The sequence below is a fragment of the Bacillus sp. TE9106W genome (assembly GCF_054062215.1).
Window position 1 is genome coordinate 126,175 of the sequence record NZ_JBSSFA010000012.1, and the last position, 20,808, is coordinate 146,982.

Annotated in this window: 15 protein-coding genes and 10 tRNA genes; 7 read left to right on the forward strand and 18 right to left on the reverse strand. The window is 37.8% G+C overall.

Annotated features, from left to right (window positions below):
- Positions 1-178: 178 nt before the first annotated feature.
- Positions 179-1,132: a 1,4-dihydroxy-2-naphthoate polyprenyltransferase gene (locus ACVWY7_RS20355; RefSeq protein WP_000425747.1), complete on the forward strand. Its 954-nt coding sequence runs from the start codon at positions 179-181 to the stop codon at positions 1,130-1,132.
- A gap of 109 nt (positions 1,133-1,241) precedes the next feature.
- Positions 1,242-1,973 (forward strand): yteA family sporulation protein, encoded by a 732-nt coding sequence (locus ACVWY7_RS20360; RefSeq protein WP_073522376.1) that lies wholly within the window; start codon positions 1,242-1,244, stop codon positions 1,971-1,973.
- A gap of 44 nt (positions 1,974-2,017) precedes the next feature.
- Here ACVWY7_RS20360 and cspD read toward each other — a convergent pair whose 3' ends face one another.
- Complete coding sequence (gene cspD, locus ACVWY7_RS20365) at positions 2,018-2,218, reverse strand: cold-shock protein CspD (RefSeq protein ID WP_001193054.1); 201 nt, start codon at positions 2,216-2,218, stop codon at positions 2,018-2,020.
- A gap of 326 nt (positions 2,219-2,544) precedes the next feature.
- Here cspD and ACVWY7_RS20370 point away from each other — a divergent pair, with 326 nt between their 5' ends.
- The 3 genes from ACVWY7_RS20370 (at position 2,545) to ACVWY7_RS20380 (ending at position 4,426) form a co-directional block, all read left to right on the forward strand.
- On the forward strand, positions 2,545-3,327 hold the full coding sequence (locus ACVWY7_RS20370) for a TIGR00266 family protein (RefSeq protein ID WP_001147836.1): 783 nt from the start codon (positions 2,545-2,547) through the stop codon (positions 3,325-3,327).
- Positions 3,328-3,492: 165 nt separating this feature from the next.
- The gene (locus ACVWY7_RS20375) at positions 3,493-4,215 is read left to right on the forward strand and encodes a lipase family protein (protein WP_001260120.1); all 723 of its coding nucleotides are present in this window, start codon (positions 3,493-3,495) and stop codon (positions 4,213-4,215) included.
- A gap of 76 nt (positions 4,216-4,291) precedes the next feature.
- Positions 4,292-4,426 carry a hypothetical protein gene (locus ACVWY7_RS20380; RefSeq protein WP_000911067.1) on the forward strand — a complete coding sequence of 45 codons (135 nt, stop codon included), beginning with the start codon at positions 4,292-4,294 and terminating at the stop codon, positions 4,424-4,426.
- A 214-nt stretch (positions 4,427-4,640) separates the two neighbouring features.
- Here the strand turns inward: ACVWY7_RS20380 and glgP are convergent, their stop codons facing one another.
- From glgP to glgB, 5 genes are all read right to left on the reverse strand, one after another.
- A complete protein-coding gene (gene glgP, locus ACVWY7_RS20385) occupies positions 4,641-7,049 on the reverse strand; it encodes a glycogen phosphorylase (protein WP_000494083.1) in 2,409 nt (802 codons plus the stop codon).
- Between the two features lie 18 nt (positions 7,050-7,067).
- Complete coding sequence (gene glgA, locus ACVWY7_RS20390) at positions 7,068-8,498, reverse strand: glycogen synthase GlgA (RefSeq protein ID WP_033682644.1); 1,431 nt, start codon at positions 8,496-8,498, stop codon at positions 7,068-7,070.
- Positions 8,499-8,610: 112 nt separating this feature from the next.
- On the reverse strand, positions 8,611-9,645 hold the full coding sequence (gene glgD, locus ACVWY7_RS20395; protein ID WP_456523948.1) for a glucose-1-phosphate adenylyltransferase subunit GlgD: 1,035 nt from the start codon (positions 9,643-9,645) through the stop codon (positions 8,611-8,613).
- 18 nt (positions 9,646-9,663) lie between these two features.
- Entirely contained in the window at positions 9,664-10,794 is a 1,131-nt protein-coding gene (glgC, locus tag ACVWY7_RS20400; protein ID WP_000057611.1) for a glucose-1-phosphate adenylyltransferase, read from the reverse strand.
- On the reverse strand, positions 10,742-12,679 hold the full coding sequence (gene glgB, locus ACVWY7_RS20405; RefSeq protein WP_000111369.1) for a 1,4-alpha-glucan branching protein GlgB: 1,938 nt from the start codon (positions 12,677-12,679) through the stop codon (positions 10,742-10,744). The genes glgC and glgB overlap by 53 nt, the downstream gene beginning before the upstream one ends.
- Before the next feature lie 468 nt (positions 12,680-13,147).
- Between glgB and ACVWY7_RS20410 the strand changes: the two genes are divergently transcribed.
- Together ACVWY7_RS20410 and ACVWY7_RS20415 are read left to right on the forward strand one after the other, a co-directional pair.
- Positions 13,148-13,753 (forward strand): CalY family protein, encoded by a 606-nt coding sequence (locus tag ACVWY7_RS20410; RefSeq protein ID WP_073522377.1) that lies wholly within the window; start codon positions 13,148-13,150, stop codon positions 13,751-13,753.
- A gap of 32 nt (positions 13,754-13,785) precedes the next feature.
- Complete coding sequence (locus ACVWY7_RS20415) at positions 13,786-18,009, forward strand: S8 family serine peptidase (protein WP_073522379.1); 4,224 nt, start codon at positions 13,786-13,788, stop codon at positions 18,007-18,009.
- Positions 18,010-18,180: 171 nt separating this feature from the next.
- Here the strand turns inward: ACVWY7_RS20415 and ACVWY7_RS20420 are convergent, their stop codons facing one another.
- The 12 genes from ACVWY7_RS20420 to ACVWY7_RS20475 form a co-directional block, all read right to left on the reverse strand.
- Positions 18,181-19,125, reverse strand: coding sequence for an L-lactate dehydrogenase (locus ACVWY7_RS20420; protein WP_000715339.1), 945 nt, complete (start codon positions 19,123-19,125; stop codon positions 18,181-18,183).
- Positions 19,126-19,675: 550 nt separating this feature from the next.
- Complete coding sequence (locus tag ACVWY7_RS20425; protein WP_456523949.1) at positions 19,676-19,807, reverse strand: regulator; 132 nt, start codon at positions 19,805-19,807, stop codon at positions 19,676-19,678.
- A gap of 38 nt (positions 19,808-19,845) precedes the next feature.
- Positions 19,846-19,917: transfer RNA gene (locus ACVWY7_RS20430), tRNA-Glu, on the reverse strand.
- 6 nt (positions 19,918-19,923) lie between these two features.
- Positions 19,924-20,014: transfer RNA gene (locus ACVWY7_RS20435), tRNA-Ser, on the reverse strand.
- A gap of 7 nt (positions 20,015-20,021) precedes the next feature.
- Positions 20,022-20,096: transfer RNA gene (locus tag ACVWY7_RS20440), tRNA-Asn, on the reverse strand.
- A gap of 7 nt (positions 20,097-20,103) precedes the next feature.
- Positions 20,104-20,180: transfer RNA gene (locus ACVWY7_RS20445), tRNA-Ile, on the reverse strand.
- Between the two features lie 10 nt (positions 20,181-20,190).
- Positions 20,191-20,261: transfer RNA gene (locus ACVWY7_RS20450), tRNA-Gly, on the reverse strand.
- 13 nt (positions 20,262-20,274) lie between these two features.
- Positions 20,275-20,350 (reverse strand) — tRNA-Lys (locus ACVWY7_RS20455).
- Between the two features lie 10 nt (positions 20,351-20,360).
- Positions 20,361-20,436 (reverse strand) — tRNA-Thr (locus ACVWY7_RS20460).
- A 14-nt stretch (positions 20,437-20,450) separates the two neighbouring features.
- Positions 20,451-20,526 (reverse strand) — tRNA-Phe (locus ACVWY7_RS20465).
- 12 nt (positions 20,527-20,538) lie between these two features.
- Positions 20,539-20,614 (reverse strand) — tRNA-Asp (locus tag ACVWY7_RS20470).
- A 1-nt stretch (position 20,615) separates the two neighbouring features.
- Positions 20,616-20,692: transfer RNA gene (locus tag ACVWY7_RS20475), tRNA-Met, on the reverse strand.
- Positions 20,693-20,808: the final 116 nt, after the last annotated feature.

Consider the following 20,808-nt stretch of genomic DNA (forward strand, 5'->3'; position numbering starts at 1 on the left):
TGGGCGAAAAATAGTCATAATTACGCTTGATTTTAAGATACACCTCAAACGAAAGGCCTGTCAACGTTTAGCATTTCTGAGAAATTCACCTTCTCTTCCTAGAAAATAAACGTTGACACTAAATGATGCTTTTTCTACACTTAGTTGTGTACAATATGTGACCAAAGGAGGATTCAACATGGAAATGAACGTCGAAACGAATTCCTCTCCTACGGCGCCAAAGCCAAGTAAGCAAACAGGCTGGCGCATTTGGTGGAGTTTACTACGTCCCCATACATTAACAGCAGCTTTCGTTCCTGTTTTCATCGGAACAGCCTATGCAATGCAGGTCGGAGGTATAAATCAAATACATCTCCCTCTTTTCCTTATAATGCTTCTTGCTTGTCTTCTCATTCAGGCAGCAACAAACATGTTTAATGAATACTTTGATTATAAAAGAGGACTTGATCACGAAGGTTCAGTCGGTATCGGCGGCGCTATCGTTCGCGATGGCATTCAGCCAAAAACAGTGCTTAACTTAGCATTTGGATTTTTCGGCATCGCAATACTATTAGGTGTGTATATTTGTATGAATTCTAGCTGGTGGCTTGCGGCAATCGGTCTTGTTTGTATGGCCGTTGCTTACCTTTATACAGGCGGCCCACTTCCAATTGCCTATACACCATTTGGAGAGTTAACAGCCGGATTATTTATGGGTGTCATTATTATCGGGATTTCATTCTTTATTCAAACTGGAACTGTAACATCAGAAGTCGTTTTACTATCTATTCCAAGCTCCATTTTAATTGGTGCCATTTTACTAGCTAATAACATCCGTGACTTAGATGGCGATAAAGAAAATGGTCGTAAAACGTTAGCCATTCTCGTTGGACGTGAAAGAGCCGTTGGTGTACTTGCTTCTATGTTCATCGTTTCCTACATTTGGACAATTGCTTTAATTATCGTGGGCATCGTATCACCATGGATGCTTATCGTATTTTTAAGTGCCCCGAAAGCATTTAAAGCGACGAAAGGCTTTATCGGCAAAAGCATTCCAATGGAAATGGTACCTGCGATGATAGCAACAGCAAAAACAAATACAATCTTCGGTCTCCTTATGGGAATCGGATTATTACTTGGATATTTCCTTTAAAAGGAGCCGCTAATGCGGCTCCTTTTTCATATACCAATTTCAGCTCATAATTCCTACTCGCAACGCTCATACTATGTAAAGAAACTGAATTGTAGGAAGGTGGACGACTATGTTAACTCCACAACAAATAAATCAATTTAAATCCGTTTTAGAAAAACAAAAACAAGAACTAGAGCAAACGATACAAACACATGAAAATGAAGATCGTGCATCTGAACGCGATTCCGTTGGAGAATTATCTAGCTACGATAACCATCCGGCTGATATGGCAACAGAGCTATATGAACGTGAAAAAGACTTCGGACTGATTGAACTTTGGCATAAACAGCTAGAAGATACGAAACATGCCCTGCAAAAAATAGAAGCGGGTACGTACGGCATTTGCGAAGTGTCTGGCGAAGAAATTCCATTTGAAAGGTTAGAAGCAATGCCGACTGCTACAACATGCATCCAGCACACGACAAATAAATTAAATATGGATACACGACCAGTTGAAGAAGAAGTGTTGTCTCCTTCTTTTCACAAACATGACGAAAATCATTCTGTAGGGTACGATGCTGAGGATTCATGGCAAGATGTTGCCAATTACGGAACATCCGAAACACCAGCAGATTTAGAAAGACGAGATTCAAAAAACTATAATGGCATGTACGTAAATAGCGAAGAGAATGTAGGCTACGTAGAGGATTTTGAGAACTTTATCGGTACAGATATGTATGGGAAAAATCCGCAAGTTTTCGCTACGGAAGAGCATGAAGAATATGAACAGATGCTTGATGACTTTGAAGACCGCACCTTTAAGGGCGAATTATCTTCAAATGAGTCGAGTTCCAAAGAATAAAAAAAAGCATTCCGAAAATCGGAATGCTTTTTATCGCTAGCTAATTAGTTTTTTGTAACGTTAGCAGCTTGTGGTCCACGGTTACCTTCAACGATTTCGAAAGAAACTTCTTGACCTTCTTCTAAAGTTTTGAATCCGTCACCTTGGATAGCTGAGAAGTGAACGAATACATCGTCTCCACCTTCAACTTCGATGAAACCGAAACCTTTTTCGCTGTTAAACCATTTAACTTTACCTGTTTGCATGTCATGTACCTCCTAAATAAAAATGAAACTATGAATCCACATGAAAAGGTGGATATAAAGGACATGAATGTATAACAAGCTTACAGCCTTTAATTCAACGTGCTTTATTTCCGTACCACATTATGTAGCTCAATAGTGACTTCACTATATCACGCTATATCAAAAACGTCAAATGAGAACACTTTCATTCCATCATTTTTTTATAATTTTAATATAATGTTGAATTTCCATATTCATATTTTATTGGAAAATTAACAAAACTATAGTGTTCTAATTCTAATAATTTCTGTACAATATAATTACTACATATTTATGAGGTGAAAAGAATGCAAGCACATGAAATCGAGTATAAATTATACGGCGATGATATGCAGTTTGTTGAAATTGAGTTAGACCCAGAAGAAAGCGTTATCGCAGAAGCTGGAGCAATGATGATGATGGAAGATTACATCGAAATGGAAACAATCTTCGGGGATGGTTCTGGACCATCTGGAGGCTTATTCGGAAAGTTAATGGGCGCTGGTAAACGTCTCGTTACAGGTGAAAGCATGTTTATGACTGTATTCACAAATACAGGTCACGGCAAACGTCACGTATCCTTTGCTGCTCCTTATCCGGGTAAAATTATTCCTGTAGATTTAACAGAATATCAAGGGAAAGTAGTTTGTCAAAAAGATGCGTTTCTTTGTGCCGCAAAAGGCGTTTCTATCGGCATTGAGTTTACGAAAAAAATAGGAACTGGTTTCTTCGGTGGTGAAGGTTTCATCATGCAAAAACTTGAAGGTGATGGACTTGCTTTCATGCACGCAGGCGGAACTGTATATAAACGTGAATTAAAGCCTGGCGAAAAACTTCGCATTGATACAGGTTGTCTCGTTGCCATGACAAAAGACGTTAACTACGATGTCGAGTTCGTTGGAAAAGTAAAAACAGCTCTATTTGGCGGCGAAGGTTTATTCTTTGCAACGTTAGAAGGCCCTGGAACAGTTTGGATCCAGTCCTTAACACTTAGCCGCTTAGCAGCACGACTGACAAGCCCAGCTGCTCAAGGCAGTGGTGAAGGTAGCGTTTTAGGTGGACTTGGTCGTTTATTAGATGGGAAAGAGTAAAAGGGTGCCCTTATGGGGCGCTTTTTATTTTGGTAAACTATACTTTTACTCTTTTCCCTCACGTAACTAAATGTATACGCCTCATTTTCAAAACTCTCCAAAAGAATGAATCAAGTCCCTCACTGCATATATTGAACTATACCTTTTCTTAAGGAGGCTCCCTTAATGCGTACTCCTTTATCCTTTGATAAAGATACTGCCATACTGTTAGCTTCTTGTTGTGAGTTAACATATGAACAATATAAACAAAATGGGATTTTTGAAATACCAGATGGTTTTCAATATGTACAAGGCTTTCAAGGAAAAACCATTCAAACGACAGAATGGTTCGGATTCATATTAGAATCTGAGGATACGATTATTGTAGCTTTTCGCGGGACACAAACAGATACAGACTGGATTATCGATTCACTCGTTAACCAAAAACCATATCCATATGCTTTAAATAGCGGAAATGTCCATAACGGTTTTCTTTCCATTTATGAGTCTTGCCGGGATTCTATTATGGATATGCTCGTATCACTACCAGCCCATAAAAAACTTCTTGCAACAGGTCATAGCTTAGGCGGCGCGCTTGCCACACTACATATACTTGATGCGCGTATCAACACCGCCTTCGCACAGTACGGTCTTTATACATTTGCCTCCCCAAAAGTGGGCGATATTGCATTTCGTAATTATTATAAACTACAAGTAGCTAGTAGCTTTCGCTTTGTTAATTTATTTGACGTCGTTCCTCTTCTCCCCCCGCGCAATGTCCATTTTAATGAACAAGACTGGGAATATGCACACGTTCATCACAACATGACTTTTACAAAAAACACAAAATCTATTGCAAATAATCATGCCATGACAACATACAAAACATGTCTGACTTCTCATTTTTAACCAGTAAACAATTGGAAATTAAATATCCTTATACTATAATAATATATGAAGTTATTTTTGGATGAGGGGACCTTACATGCTAAAATTTATCTTTGCACTTTTTCTCATTGTAATTTTTTCGTTTACGGGTTTCTTTACATTTTCATACTTTGCGACAGGAGAATATGATGGAACAGGTATCATATATACTGCTATCCCATTTCTTTCTTAAGCAAAAAAGAACACCGAGCTTAATAAGTTTAAGCTCGGTTTATTTATTAGTGTCATTTTTTGTCGGTAAATCGATATATCTTAAAAATCGCTGATATATTTTAAGTATCGGTCGATAAAATGTGAAAACCGCCGATAAAAGTTAAGAATCGCTGATATACCTTACAAATCGCCGATATAAATTTCATATAGCCTTTTCCGACCTAGCAATCTCTTTAAATTTGTGTAACTGTATTACCAATACCCCAAATCTCATTACTATACTGTAAAATCGTTCGATCGCTCGCAAAATGACCAGATTGTGCAATGTTTAAAATTGACATTTCTAGCCACTTCGTTCGGTTTTCATAAGCTCTACCAACAGCTTCTTGCCTTTCCGCATATGGACCAAAATCTCGCAGAACGAAATACTCATCATTTTGAATAACGAGAGAATCGTAAATTGCTTCAAATTCAGCTCCCGACTGTGCAAAGAAACCATTCGTTAACTGATCTACCACCTTTTTAATGTGCCCATTGTGGTGATAATAATCACTTGCACGATATCCACCATTTTGATAGTAATGAAGAACTTCTTCGGCCGTTAAACCGAAAATGAAACAGTTATCATCACCGACTCTATCTTTTATTTCAATATTTGCTCCGTCTAACGTGCCGAGCGTAATCGCACCATTCATCATAAATTTCATATTCCCTGTTCCGGATGCTTCTTTACTCGCTGTTGAAATTTGTTCACTGACATCGGCCGCTGGGAATATATCTTCCGCTAAAGACACTCGATAGTTTTCTAGAAAGATAACTTTCATATACTGGCTTACATACGGATCATTATTCACTTTCCTTGCGAGTTCATTAATTAATTTAATAATCTTTTTCGCATAGTAATAGCCAGGTGACGCTTTCGCTCCAAAGATAAAAGTACGCGGATAAAATGTAAAACTAGCATCCTCTTTCAAACGGTTATACAAATATAAAATATGAAGAACGTTTAACAATTGTCGTTTGTAAGCATGTAGTCTTTTTACTTGCACATCAAAAATAGAATTAGGATCAATTGTAATCCCCATTGTATTATGAATACGCTCCGCTAAAATCTCTTTACGCTCTTGTTTTACCTCTGCAAATTTCTCTTGGAAACTCGCATCGTATTGAACTAATTGTAGCTCTTGAAGCTTAATCGGTTCTTTCTTCCACTCTGTTCCAATCGCCTCTGAAATAAGGTTTGTCAGCTGTGGATTCGCCTTCATTAACCAGCGTCTATGAGCGATTCCATTCGTTTTATTATTAAACTTATCTGGATAAAACTCATAAAACAATCGCATTTCACGTTGTTTTAAAATCTCCGTATGAATTTTTGCTACACCGTTTACGCTATGGCTACCGACAATTGCCAAATGAGCCATTTTCACAAGATCATGCGCAATAATCGCCATCTCTTCAATACGATGCCATTCATACGGATAACGTTCCCAAAGTTCATGACAGAAACGTTCATTAATCTCTTCAATAATCATATAAATTCTCGGTAATAACGGTTTGAAAATGTGAATTGGCCACTTCTCAAGTGCTTCTGATAACGTCGTATGATTCGTATAAGAAATCGTTTGCGTCGTTATGTGCCAAGCTTCTTCCCACGCTAGTTTTTCTTCATCTAATAAAATACGCATTAGTTCTGGAATCGCCAAAACTGGATGTGTATCATTAATATGAATCGCAATTTTCTCATGTAATTGACGAAGGTCACCATATCTTTCTCTATGCAAACGAACGATATTTTGCAAGCTTGCTGATACGAGGAAATACTGTTGTTTCAAACGAAGTATTTTCCCCTCATCATGCGTATCATCTGGATATAAAAACTCCGATACCGCCTCTGTTTCACGCTTATATTTCAAAATATCTTTGCAATTTTGCGGGAAAGGAACTGGTTCCGCATTCCAAAGTCTAAGTGTATTTACAGTACTCGTCTCATAACCTACTACTGGAACGTCATATGGTACTGCCATAATTACTTCTGCATTCGTATGCCTGAACTCTAAACGTCCATCAATGTAGAGTGGTTCAACATTGCCGAAATAGCTTACTTCTACAGCTTGATCATGCCTTCTTACTTCCCATACGTTTTCATGAAGAAGCCACTGTTCTGGAAATTCAACTTGATAACCATCCACAATTTTTTGATCGAATAAGCCGTGTTTGTAACGAATTCCACAGCCATGACCTGGTAAGTTTAACGATGCAAGTGAATCAAGGAAACAGGCTGCTAATCGTCCAAGTCCACCATTTCCAAGACCTGCATCTGCTTCCACCTCTTCTAACTGTTGCAAAGAAATGCCAAGCTCAGAAAGTCCTTGCTCACATACATCCCTGATACCTAAATTTAATATGTTACTTCCAAGCAAACGCCCAAGTAAAAACTCAATGGATAAGTAATACATTTGCTTTCGCTCTCCAGATCGATAACTTTCATTCGTTGCAATCCATTGACTATTCATATACTCACGCACCATGTACCCAAGCGTGTTGTATTGATCACGAGTTGTAGAGTCTTTGAAACTTTTACCATACATCGTTTCTAACTTTTCTAGAAAAGCTGATTTGAAACTTTCAACATGAGTAAACATTTCTTCACCACCTACATGTTATTCCATGAGACTTTTATACAATTTCTTATAAGCAAGAGCTGATTTCTCCCAGCTATAATCTTCAGTCATCGCTTGTTTTACAAGCCTATCCCATACCGGTTTATCATGATAAAATTCAATTGCACGAAGAACCGTGTGCAACATGTCATGTGCATTAAAGTTCGTGAAACTGAAACCATTTCCTTCTCCAGTTTCTTCGTCATAAGATTGTACAGTATCATTTAATCCACCTGTTTCCCTTACAATTGGAATCGTACCATACGCTAATGCGATAAGTTGTCCCAGTCCACACGGTTCAAATAGTGATGGCATTAAGAATAAATCACTTCCCGCATACACTTGGTGAGCTAATTCCTCATTAAAACCGATATACACTTTTACCTTCTCAGGATACTCGTATGCCATCCACTCAAAGAATTGCTCATATTCCGAATCACCTGATCCTAAAATAATACATTGTACATCTTCCTCCATTATTTCACGAAATACAGTACGTACTAAATCAAGACCTTTTTGCTTCGTTAATCTCGTTACCATTGAAATAATCGGTGTATCTTCTTTTTCTGGCAAACCAAAATAACGCTGCAAGGCGCGTTTATTTTCATTCTTTTCATATAATGAATCCGCATCGTACTGAGCAGTAATATAGGAATCCGTTTCGGGATTATATACGCTCGTATCAATTCCATTTACAATGCCGCTAAGCTTATCATTATATTTTCGTAGTAATCCATCTAACTTCTCACCGAAAAATTCATATTGAATTTCTTCTTTGTACGTCGGGCTAACCGCTGTAATTTGATCCGAAGCGATAATACCACCCTTCATAAAGTTCACATTTCCATAAAACTCTAACTGCTCACTATGAAAATATTCATCACCAAGCTCTAACAAGTCGTACATCACTTCAGGAGGAAATACACCTTGGAACTGCAAGTTATGAATCGTATATACCGTTTTAATATGCTCATATAATGGGTTATCTTGATACTTTTCACGCAGTAAAAAATTCACCATAGCTGTATGCCAATCATGGCTATGAAGAACATCCACCTCGAAATCAAGGTGCGGGATACACTCTAATACTGCTTTCGAGAAATAAGAAAAACGCTCTCCATCATCATAATGACCATACAGAGAATCTCTCTTAAAATAATATTCATTATCTATTAAGTAATACGTAATCCCGTCTTGCTCACCTTTTAAAATTCCACAATATTGATTTCTCCAGCCAAGCGGGACGTTAATTACTTTATGTAGCGTACATCCATCCCTTAATTTTTGCGGAATAAGACTATAATTCGGGAGTATAATGCGAACTTCCACACCTAATTTTTTTAGCTCTTTTGGGAGCGCACCTGCTACATCAGCTAATCCTCCCGATTTCACAAATGGTACACATTCTGATACTGCAAATAAAATATTCACTTGTTGTCCCACTGCACGAAAAGCTTCTACTACTTCCCTTGCAGCTTCCTCCCTTCGAGTTTTCATTTAAATTAAAACTTTAATCAGTGGAGGAAAGACCCCCACTGATTTCTTAAGAATAACTATTAATCGTACTGTTTTGAACGCTTCCTTTTTCTACAACGTATGGCTCATCGGCGTTTCCTTTTAAGACAACACCGTCACCAATTTTCACGTCTTTATCAATAATAACACCGTCTATTATACAGTTATCTCCAATTTGGCTCTTTTGCATAATAATGCTATTACGAACAATTGAACCTTTCCCAATTTTAACAGAACGGGAGACAACACTATTTTCTACTTCACCTTCGATAATACTGCCGTTTGCAATCATTGTATTTTTCACAGCTGCACCCTTTACATAACGAGTTGGTGGTTCATCTTTTACTTTCGTAAAGATTGGTGCTTCTTTCTTAAATACTTGCTTCCAAATAGCAGGTTGCAAAATTTCTAAGCTATGTTTATAGTAGCTTTCAATCGAATCAATAATAGCTACATATCCTGTATGCTCATATGTAGCAATATGCAGTGATTTCCCGCGCTTTTCTCTCACTACATCGAATAAGCTATATTGCTCCATATCTTTATATGCCTCAAATAAGTCTAACAATAATTGTTTCTTTAACACGTATGTTTGAAGTGAAACCCCTTCATGGCAAACTTCCGTAATATCAGCTGCCGTATGTATATGTCGCTCTAACACTGCTTGAAAATTTAATGCTGTTACGAGATGGCTATTCGTAATAACGACGTACTCTTCTCTGCTTCTTAGAAAATAATCAATATGTCTTCTAAAATGTGCAAAAGATCCAAATTCATCTTGGTCACATTGGCAATTTGGGGGGAATAAAAACAGTCCGTCTCGTTTTCTATCTAAATCCCACTGTTTTCCTGAACCAACGTGGTCCATTAGTGAACGGTTTTTATGGCTTGTAAAAACTGCCACACTATGAATATTAGAATTCACCATATTTGAAAGCATGAAATCAATGAGTCGATAACGGCCCCCAAACGGTAACGCCGCTAGTGAACGATGCCCTGTTACTTTCTTTAAGGAAAGAAAACTTCCCGTTGCATTAATAATTCCTAACATTTTTTCTCCCATTCATTTCATCCCCCTTTTCTATTTCCCTTCAGCAATAAGTACTACATCGTCAACATTCTTTTCTGGACGAATAATTGTTCCATCTTCAATAACCATTTCCGATCCAACAATCGCTCTTTCAATTACAACATTTTTTCCAATCTTCGCTCCTGGCATAACGACAGAATCAATAACCATACTACCTTCTTCCACCGTCACCCCTTGGAATAAGACAGAATGCTTCACATCCCCTTCAATGACGCACCCTTCGTTAATAAGTGATTCTTCTACTTTTGCCTTTTCAGCAATATATTGAGGCGGTTCGTTTGGATTAACAGAATAAATACGCCAGTCACGGTCGTTTAAATTCAGCGATGTTTCATCGCGCAGTAAATCCATATTCGCTTCCCATAAGCTCTTCACTGTACCAACATCTTTCCAATATCCTTCAAACGGATACGCCATTAGCTTCTTCCCTTCATCTAATAAAAGCGGAAGTACATCTTTTCCGAAATCATTACTAGATTCAGGGTTTCTTGCATCCATTTCTAAATACTCTTTCAAAATTGCCCAGTTAAAAATGTAGATTCCCATTGATGCAAGATTACTTCTTGGAAATTGCGGTTTCTCCTCAAATTCAACAATCTCCATCTCTTCGTTCGTATTCATAATGCCAAAGCGACTCGCCTCATCCCAAGGCACTTCAATAACAGAAATCGAAACGTCCGCTTCTTTCTCAATATGGTAATCCAGCATTTTACTGTAATCCATTTTATAAATATGGTCGCCTGATAAAATGAGAACATACTCTGGCTCATATTGACTTAAATAGTTTAAGTTTTGATAAATGGCACTTGCCGTACCTGTGTACCACTTCACACCTGAAGACTCCGCATAAGGAGGTAATACTGTGACTCCACCGCTTACTCGGTCTAAATCCCACGCATTGCCAATTCCGATATAATTATGAAGTTCTAGCGGTTGATATTGCGTTAAAATCCCAACCGTTTCAATACCAGAATTCGCGCAGTTACTTAGCGTAAAATCAATAATGCGATATTTACCACCAAATGGAACAGCTGGCTTGGCTAAATTTTTTGTTAATGCACTTAATCGACTACCTTTTCCCCCTGCTAGTAACATTGCTACGCACTTTTGTTTTTGAGCCATCTTGTTTTTTGCTCCCCTTTCTCGTCTTCACTGGTCGTAATATGGATACGCCAAATGGTGGAATTGTAATTTCTACATGTGCTGTTTGATTATGATACGGTTCTTGAATCGCCTTAAGACGTTTCTTATTTACTTGCCCTGATCCGCCATATTGCTCAGCATCACTGTTTAAAATCTCGTTATAATACTCGAAATCTGGTACACCTACTTTATAGTTTTCATATGTAGCTTTCGTAAAATTACATACGACAACTAACGCATCTTCTTGTTTATCCCCTTGGCGGATAAAAGAGAAAATACTTTGCTCATTATTATTAGCATCAATCCACTGAAATCCTTCACGCGAATGATCAAGCTGCCAAAGTGGTTTAGAGCGCTTATACAATGCTATGAGCTCTTTAAAGTAATCATGCATATAACGATGCATTTCAAAATCATGTAAATTCCAATCTAAATCTTCAAGGTCTTTCCACTCATCAAACTGCCCGAATTCTCCTCCCATGAAAAGTAATTTCTTTCCTGGGTGAGTAAAGAAATATCCATATAATAAACGAAGTTGAGCAAACTTATCCCAGTAGTCTCCTGGCATTTTATTTAATAACGACTTTTTCCCATGAACGACTTCATCATGAGAAAGCGGTAATATGAAATTTTCAGAGTAAGCATATAGTAAAGAGAACGTCATTTTATCATGAATATATTTTCTGTACTCTGGCGCACATTCCATATATTTCAGCACGTCATTCATCCAGCCCATATTCCATTTGTAATTGAATCCAAGCCCACCTTCATATGTTGGAGCTGTTACAAGTGGCCAAGCTGTTGAATCCTCTGCTGTCATAAGAAAATCTTCATCCTCTGCAAACACCGCTTCATTTAACTCTCGTAAAAATGAAACAGCGTGCTCATTACTTTGCTCTTGTCCTTCTTTATTCCAGTACAGCATGTTCGCAACTGCATCCACCCTGAAACCATCAATATGGAAATATCGCATCCAAAATAACGCATTTGAAATTAAGAAATTACGTACTTCCCTCTTTCCTAAATCAAAGTTAACAGTTCCCCATACTGGATTTTCTTGCACATCTTTATCTTTATATTCATAAGTCGGTGTCCCATCAAACAAATATAAACCGTGAGCATCTTTACAAAAATGCCCCGGCACCCAATCTAAAATGACACCGATTCCATATTTATGACATTCATCGACAAAATGCATCAAATCATATGGCGTGCCGAATCTACTCGTTGCTGCATAATATCCCGTCCCTTGGTATCCCCAAGAACGATCATATGGATGCTCAACAAGCGGCATAATTTCAATATGTGTAAATTGATGTTCCACCACATAAGGAATGAGTTCTTCTGCCATTTCTCTGTAAGAATACAGTGTTCCATCTTCTTTCTTTTTCCAAGAACCGAAATGTAATTCATAAACTGTCATCGCTTCTTTATAAACCGATTTTTTCTTTTTCTTACGGCTCCAGTTTTTATCATTCCATTCGTATCCCTTTATATCAAAAACTACAGATGCCGTATTCGGTCTTACTTCTGCATACACAGCATACGGATCTGCCTTAAAAATGACATCACCAGCCATCGTTTCAATCGCATATTTATATATTTCTCTTTCTTCTATATGCGGTATAAATAGGGACCAAATTCCCTCTTCTGTCACTTGCAGCATCTTATGTTGCTCATAATCCCATTCATTAAAATCTCCAACAACACTCATTGCTTTCGCATGAGGAGCCCATACTGTAAATCGTACACCTCGCATCTCATCTTCCGTCACAATATGTGCGCCAAAGATGTTATAACTGTCATAGTACTTTTCGGTATGAAACTCATCTCGTTTCACTTCTTCACAATTTATTACACTCAATATGCTCACCTCACTAAGATGACAGAATTTTTTATACTTTACCAATTCTGCGAAAAACTGAAATATCCTTGTTAATTTATAAAAAATATACGTTTTTTTCTTAAAAATGTTTAATTTTTTTCACATTTCTATATAAAATATCGAATTTTGACGAATATTCATTGAAAACGCTTCATTTTTTATTAGTCCTTCACCTTACTATTTATTTCTCAATACCTATTTTATTCGCTTTACCCTCTTTTTCACGTTATTTACCACTTAAAATCGCAACAAAATAATCCGTCATAAAAAAATGTTTCTCAACATTTTTTGTCATATTTTTATTGAAATGGAAATTTTATAAGCATATACTTGTTCTCAATAAAGAACAACGACTTTTCGTAACTACAATTCATAGCGGACTACTATGTTTACTTATTTATCCTTGTTGCGAACAGTCTCTATAAAAATTAATTAGGGGGCTTTCTTATGTCATTAAAACAAAAGGTTGGAATGGGAGTTGTCACAGCAACGCTTGGCTTATCCCTTACATTCGGCGGTGTATTCGCCTACTTCAGTGATTCTGAAACATCTAGTAACTCATTTCAAGCTGGAACACTAGATCTTTCTATTAATCCAAGTGTAATTATTGATGTGAAAGATTTAAAACCAGGTGACTTTATTGAAAAGAATTTCGCGCTTGAAAATAAAGGGACATTGGATATTGCAAAAGTAGCACTTGAAACATCCTATGAAGTTACTGATGTAAAGAAAAATAATAATGGTGAAGATTTAGGCGATCACATCATCGTCAAATTTTTAGTGAATGATGGAAAACCATCTAATCCAAACGATGATCATGAAATTTTGTGGGAAACAAAACTATCACAATTAAAAACTATGAAACCTGAGGATGTAGCTACTTCTCTAGAACGTCATAACTTAATAGACGGTATTAAATCTGGTGAAACAGATTATTTACACGTGCTCTTCTCCTTTGAAGACAACGAACAAGATCAAAATAAATTCCAGGGTGATTCCTTACAGCTAAACTGGACATTCCATGCAAAGCAAACACCAGGCACGGAGAAATAAATTTTAAAATATAAATTATCGGAGGCTTATACATGAAAAAGAAAAATCGTTTTGTTACCGGAATTGTAACGGCTGGCGTTTTATTTTCAACTGCCCTTCCATTCAATGTACTTGCTGAAAATCCTATTAACCAAATTGACTCTTCAAACGCCCAGTCTTTACTATCAAAACTTTCTAAAGAACAGCGCCAGGCATTACAAACGTTAGATGCCAATCCTGGTTTTACTATCTCGCCAGATATTAATACGAGTAGTTCTGAGCCTGTAAATATCATTGTAGAATTTCAAACAGCTCCAGTAAAGATTAATGAATTAAAACAAAAAGAAAAAGGGTTACAAGCTGCTCCTGAAAATATAAAGGCACGTATTGATCAAGAGCATGAGGAATTTCAAAAAGGACTAAAACGTCTTTATCACTTCAGCCCATCAGTAAAGTCAGGGAATTTCCAGTCTGTACAAATTAAACGTTCTTATAAACATGCGATAAATGGGGTTGCGCTGACATTACCTGCAAATACAGTAGAAGAATTGTTGCGGATTGGTGTTGTAAAACGTATTTGGAAAGATTACGAAGTGAAATTAAATTTACCAAAACAATCTGAGCAAAAAGCACCTCAAAAACTAACAGATAGCATTCCGCAAATTGGAGTCGATAAGTTACATAACGAAGGTATTACCGGAAAAGGAATTAAAGTTGGTGTATTAGATACAGGTATTGATTACAATCATCCTGACTTAAAAGACGTGTATAAAGGCTATCGCGCAAAACCTGGCGAAGATTCTAGCAAGATAGATCCAAACTCCGTAAAAGGTTGGGACTTTATTAGCAACGACGCAGATCCTATGGAAACAACTTATACAGAGTGGCAACAATCTGGTGCTCCTGAATTTGATGATCGTGGTTCTTCCTTCTACACAGCCCACGGTACTCACGTAGCAGGTATCGTTTCTGCTCAAAAGAAAAACAAATCAGATTCCGCAGTAAAAGGTGTTGCACCTGACATTGAACTATATAACTATCGTGTACTCGGTCCATACGGAAGTGGAGCTAGTTCAGGTATTATTGCTGCAATCGATAAATCTATTTCTGACGGTATGAACGTCATTAACTTATCGTTAGGTGATGAGAGCAACAATCCGCTTGATCCAACGTCTATCGCTGTTAACAACGCAATGCTTTCTGGTGTTGTTACAGTCGTTGCCGCTGGTAACTCTGGACCAAATCCAGCAACACTCGGATCACCAGGTGCTTCTCCCTTTGCGATTACAGTCGGGGCAAGCGATAGCTCTATTTCCTTACCGAAACTATCAGGTCATGCTGGACAATTACAATTTCCTAACTTGATTTTATTTGGCAAAAACTTCACTAATAAAATAGAGGATTTCAAGGGACAAACTTTACCTATTGAATCGGTAGGAATTGGTACGGCTAACGAGTTTAGTAAAAAAGATGTAAAAGGAAAAATCGCTCTTATTGCACGTGGTACACTGTCATTTGATGAAAAAATCGCGAATGCGAAACAAGCAGGTGCAAAAGCCGTTATTATTTATAACAATGTAGCCGGAGAAATTCCTTTCTACGTTGGCGAAAGTACAAAATACATTCCAGCATTCCGCTTAACGAAAGAAGACGGTGAAAAACTAAAAGCTCAAATCGAACAAGGTAATAAATCCTTTAGCTTTGGCGAACTTACTTATATTCAAACAGAAGGCGATCATCTTGCAGACTTTAGCTCACGCGGCCCTGTTACATCAAATGATGATATTAAACCTGATATTACAGCTCCTGGTGTTGCTGTCCTTTCAACAGTACCTGAATATATTAATGACCCACAAGAGGGTGAAAACTATGACGTTTCCTATGAGCGTATGCAAGGAACATCCATGGCTTCTCCACATATCGCGGGCGTTGCTGCTCTTATTTTACAAGAACATCCAGAATACTCTCCATTCGATGTAAAAGCATCTCTTATGAACACGGCTGATGATTTAAAAGAAAAGTATTCTGTATACGAAGTTGGAGCTGGACGAATAGATGCTTACAACGCCGTTCATACGGAAACAAGTTTTAAAGTACTAGATAAAACAAAAACAGTTGTAAATGATGAAGTAATTGAAGTACCAGAAGAAACTGGATCTATTGCATTCGGGAAGTTTTATCAAAAAGATGGTGAAGCTCTTGAACAAAAACGAAATATAAAAGTTGAAAACCATAATAAACAAGAGAAGAAAGAATTTAAAACAGAAATTTCTTATACACCAGCTTCTTCTTCTATTAACGATGCTATCGCAAATGGTGTAAAAGTTTCTACCCCAGAAACAATTACTCTTGATGCTAGCAAATCAGATGAAATTGAAGCAAAAATTAATGTTCCAGCTGGTGTAAAACAAGGTCGATATGAAGGATATATTCATATTACAAATACGAAAAATAAAGAAGAAACATACCAAATTCCGTTCTCTATTCGTATATCAGAGCCTGGTATTGAAGACGCGATTCTATCTAGAAAAGCCATCTCAACGGATACAACTAAATTTAACCCTTACCGCGAATCATACGTGCACGGGGCATTCCAATTAAACAGCAATCTAGAAACGTTAGACCTTATCGTGAAAGATTCAAAAACAAATAAAGCGCTTGGCTTCATTGGGACGTTAAACACGAGTGGCCTAAAAACTGATGTGTATTACTACTTAGAATCCTTCTTTAACGGAAAAGTATATCCTTTTACAAATGATCCTGCAAAACCAATCGGTGATGAAAAAATTGATTTACCAGAAGGCGATTACACAATTGAATTTGTTGGCTATGATAAAGATGGTAAAGCACGTGTGAAAGGTGATTATGTCATCATCGATAACACACCACCTGAAGTGAAATTAACTGGATTAAAGCCTGGTATTTACGAGTTAAATGAAGAGAATTATACAGTAGAAGATGGTAAAAAAGCACTCTGGATTAAAGGAAATGTGTATGATTCAAACGTTGACTACTTAAAAGGAAAAGGGTTAAACATTACGCAAGAAGCAAACGGAGTTATGTATTATGACTATTCTCCATACTTGCATAAGTTTTTACCTATTGATGCAAATGGTGACTTTAAAGTTGGTATTACTCCTGAATCCTTTAAAGTGGAAGGTCCAATGAACACAGGCGTATATATTTTCGATTATGCAACTGCAGGTCCTGACTATCCAAGCGGTGTAAATAATTATTGGTTTATCCAGCAAGGAGCTCAATATGCAAAGGCTAGTTATGATAAAAAAGAATTATATAAAGGGGACGAGTTCACAGTAACCCTAAACGCGAAACACGTAAAACAATTCGTTGCTGGGGAATTTAACGTAAAATTCCTAGAGAAGAACTTCAAATTTGCAAATGCGAAATTGAATCCTGCTTTTGAAAAACTGCTTTCTGAAAAAGGGGTAACAGCAAAAGTAAACGAACCGAAACTAGAAGAAGATTCTGTTACAGTTGGCGGTACTATCGATGACAAAAACTTCGCTGGATTAGATGGTGATTTCCCGTTCATTGATGTAACGTTCAAAGTAGAAAATGATGAGTTTTATGAGGCAAATGCTCAATTAGAGTCACCAGTGTTTGTATACTGGAAACCAGGAGAAACAGAGCCAAATAGAATGCGTGTCCTTCAAGATCAAACATTCTCAGTTATGTCTTTAAACTCACTAGTAGAAGGAAATATTAAACCTGGTGCATTCTTAAATGAACGTGGCTATTTAGATGAAAAGTTCGATTATACAAAGCTTGGCGTAAAAGTATATGCGACTGATTCTTACCGTCATAAGTTTGAAGGCTCACTAGATAAATACGGATACTTCAAATTAAATGGACTTCCTGTTAATAAACGCGACTACAACTTATATGTAGAAGTACCAGGGCATTTAACAAGCCGACTAACAACGAAACTTGGTACTGAAAAAGATGGTAAGCTACTTGGCCAATATTATTATGCACGCCTTGATGAAAACCTTGCCGGTGATGTAAATGGAGATAAAGTAATTGATATAAAAGATGCTGAAATTATCGCTAGCAACTATGGTAAAAAGGGACTATCTGTAAAAGACGGCGACCTTAACAAAGATGGTATTGTCGACGAAAAAGATATTCGCTTCGTTGAAAAGAACTTCTTGAAAAAAGGTCCCGATGCATCTAAATCACAAACAGCTGCCGAAAAATCTAAAAGCGGTACACTGGCAGATATTTTAAAGAAATTGGGATTAACGCCTAAAAAATAATAATAAAGAGCACTCTATATAAAGTAGAGTGCTCTTTTCTATAAACGACCCTGTTCCAGCAAAAGGGGTATATTGGGGATATACAAGGGAAACCGGAAAAGGAATTTATATGAAATTATATAAGTTCAGAGGTAGGAAGCAGTTTCCCGCCTCTGAACTATTTAGCAATTATTATAGTACTGGTGCCATTGTTTCTTTTAATACTTTTACAGAATGAGCGAATTTCGCTTTTTCTTCTTCATTTAACTCAAGCTCTACGATTTCACGTACACCTTCACGGTTAATGACAGCTGGAACACCTACGTAAGCATCTTTCTCACCGTATTGACCTTCAAGGTATGCAGATACAGTTAATACGCTGTTCTCGTTGTTTAAGATTGCTTTAGTTACACGAAGTAGTGACATACCGATTCCGTAGTAAGTTGCACCTTTACGCTCGATAATATGGTAAGCTGCATCACGTACATTTTCGAAGATTTTGTCTAAGTCTTCTTGTTTGTACTGCTCGTTGTTAGCTAAAATTGTTTCTAGTTTTTGTACACCGATAGTAGCGTGGCTCCATACTGGAAGTTCAGTGTCACCGTGTTCACCAACGATGTAAGCATGAACGTTACGTGGATCTACATCTAAGTAGTCACCTAACATATAACGGAAACGAGCAGAGTCTAAAGTAGTACCAGAACCGATTACGCGCTCTTTTGGTAGACCAGATTCTTTCCAAGTTACGTAAGTTAAAATATCAACTGGGTTAGTTGCGATTAAGAAGATTCCATCAAATCCGCTATCCATAATACCGCGAACGATTTGTTTAAAGATCTTTGTATTTTTCTCAACTAAGTCTAAGCGAGTCTCACCTGGCTTTTGTGGTAATCCAGCAGTGATAACTACTAAATCTGCATCTTTACAATCTGCATAGCTACCGCTCCAAACTTTTGTTGGTGATGGAGAGAATGGTACCGCATGGCTTAAGTCCATTGCTTCCCCTTCTGCTTTTGCTTCATTAACATCTACTAATACGAATTCTTCAGCTACACCTTGGTTGATCATTGAGTAAGCATAACTACAACCTACAGCTCCTGTTCCTACTAATACTACACGATTGATACCTTTTTTCATGGTAATTTCCCCTCTCTATTGTTCACATATATTTTTTATGATTGTTTAAGTAATTAATTAAAATACTAATTTAATGTTGTTTAACTTCTTTACACTCATATTGTAGCACGTATTATTGTGAATTACTTCACAAATTATGACCTATTTGTGAACTTTTTCACATAGAGTGTAAAGTTATTAGAATCGGTGTGGAATCCATTTCAATGAAGGCGTTTTCTTTAGATTGTGAAAGGGTTTTTCTATGGTTTTTGTCGGTAAGTGAAATTATATCGGCGATTTTTAGAATATATCGACTGTAACTCCAAATATATCAGCGATTTTTGAAATTTATCGACCGTAACTCAAATTATATCAGCGATTTTTGCAATATATCGACTTACCGACAAAACTCGACAATAATGACAACATAAAAAAGCTGTCTCCAGTAGACCACCTATTGAGAGACAGCTTCTTCTATTTATACTATTTGTTTTCCGCGGTAGCGCCTAATACAGCAATTTCAATATTAAAAAGCTCAATTAAAGCACCCTTTACCATATTTCAATTTTTATTATTCAACTGTATCTAATAACTCTACAACTAATTCCTTAGGATCTTCCCAGCTATGATATATTTCTAAGTGCCATTTCGTTAATGACCTTGAGTATCCCCTTTTTTCTACCCAAAGTCCACTTTTCCACAACAAAAAAGAGATAGCAGATTATGCTATCTCTTTTAGTATGACCCGTACGGGATTCGAACCCGTGTTACCGCCGTGAAAGGGCGGTGTCTTAACCACTTGACCAACGGGCCAATTACTGGCAGAGAAGAAGGGATTCGAACCCTCGCACCGCGTTCGCGATCTACTCCCTTAGCAGGGGAGCCCCTTGAGCCACTTGGGTACTTCTCTATAAATATGGCTCCGCAGGTAGGACTCGAACCTACGACCGATCGGTTAACAGCCGATAGCTCTACCACTGAGCTACTGCGGAACAATTATGGTGGGCCTAAATGGACTCGAACCATCGACCTCACGCTTATCAGGCGTGCGCTCTAACCAGCTGAGCTATAGGCCCATAATTGAAAAGCGGGTGAAGAGAATCGAACTCTCGACCAGAGCTTGGAAGGCTCTTGTTTTACCACTAAACTACACCCGCATTAAATTATAAATGGTGAGCCATGAAGGACTCGAACCTTCGACCCTCTGATTAAAAGTCAGATGCTCTACCAACTGAGCTAATGGCTCATTTTGAAAGTGGTGCCGGCTAGAGGACTTGAACCCCCAACCTACTGATTACAAGTCAGTTGCTCTACCAATTGAGCTAAGCCGGCTTGCGACTTCAAAATGGTGGCTCGGGACGGAATCGAACCGCCGACACGAGGATTTTCAGTCCTCTGCTCTACCGACTGAGCTACCGAGCCTTTATGTAAAAATGGCGGTCCCGACCGGGGTCGAACCGGCGATCTCCTGCGTGACAGGCAGGCATGTTAACCACTACACCACGGGACCTTGGTTGCGGGGACAGGATTTGAACCTGCGACCTTCGGGTTATGAGCCCGACGAGCTACCAGACTGCTCCACCCCGCGACGATAAAATATTTAATTAAGAAAAAATGGAGGAGGTAGAGGGATTCGAACCCCCGCGCGACTCTCGCCGCCTGTCGGTTTTCAAGACCGATCCCTTCAGCCGAACTTGGGTATAC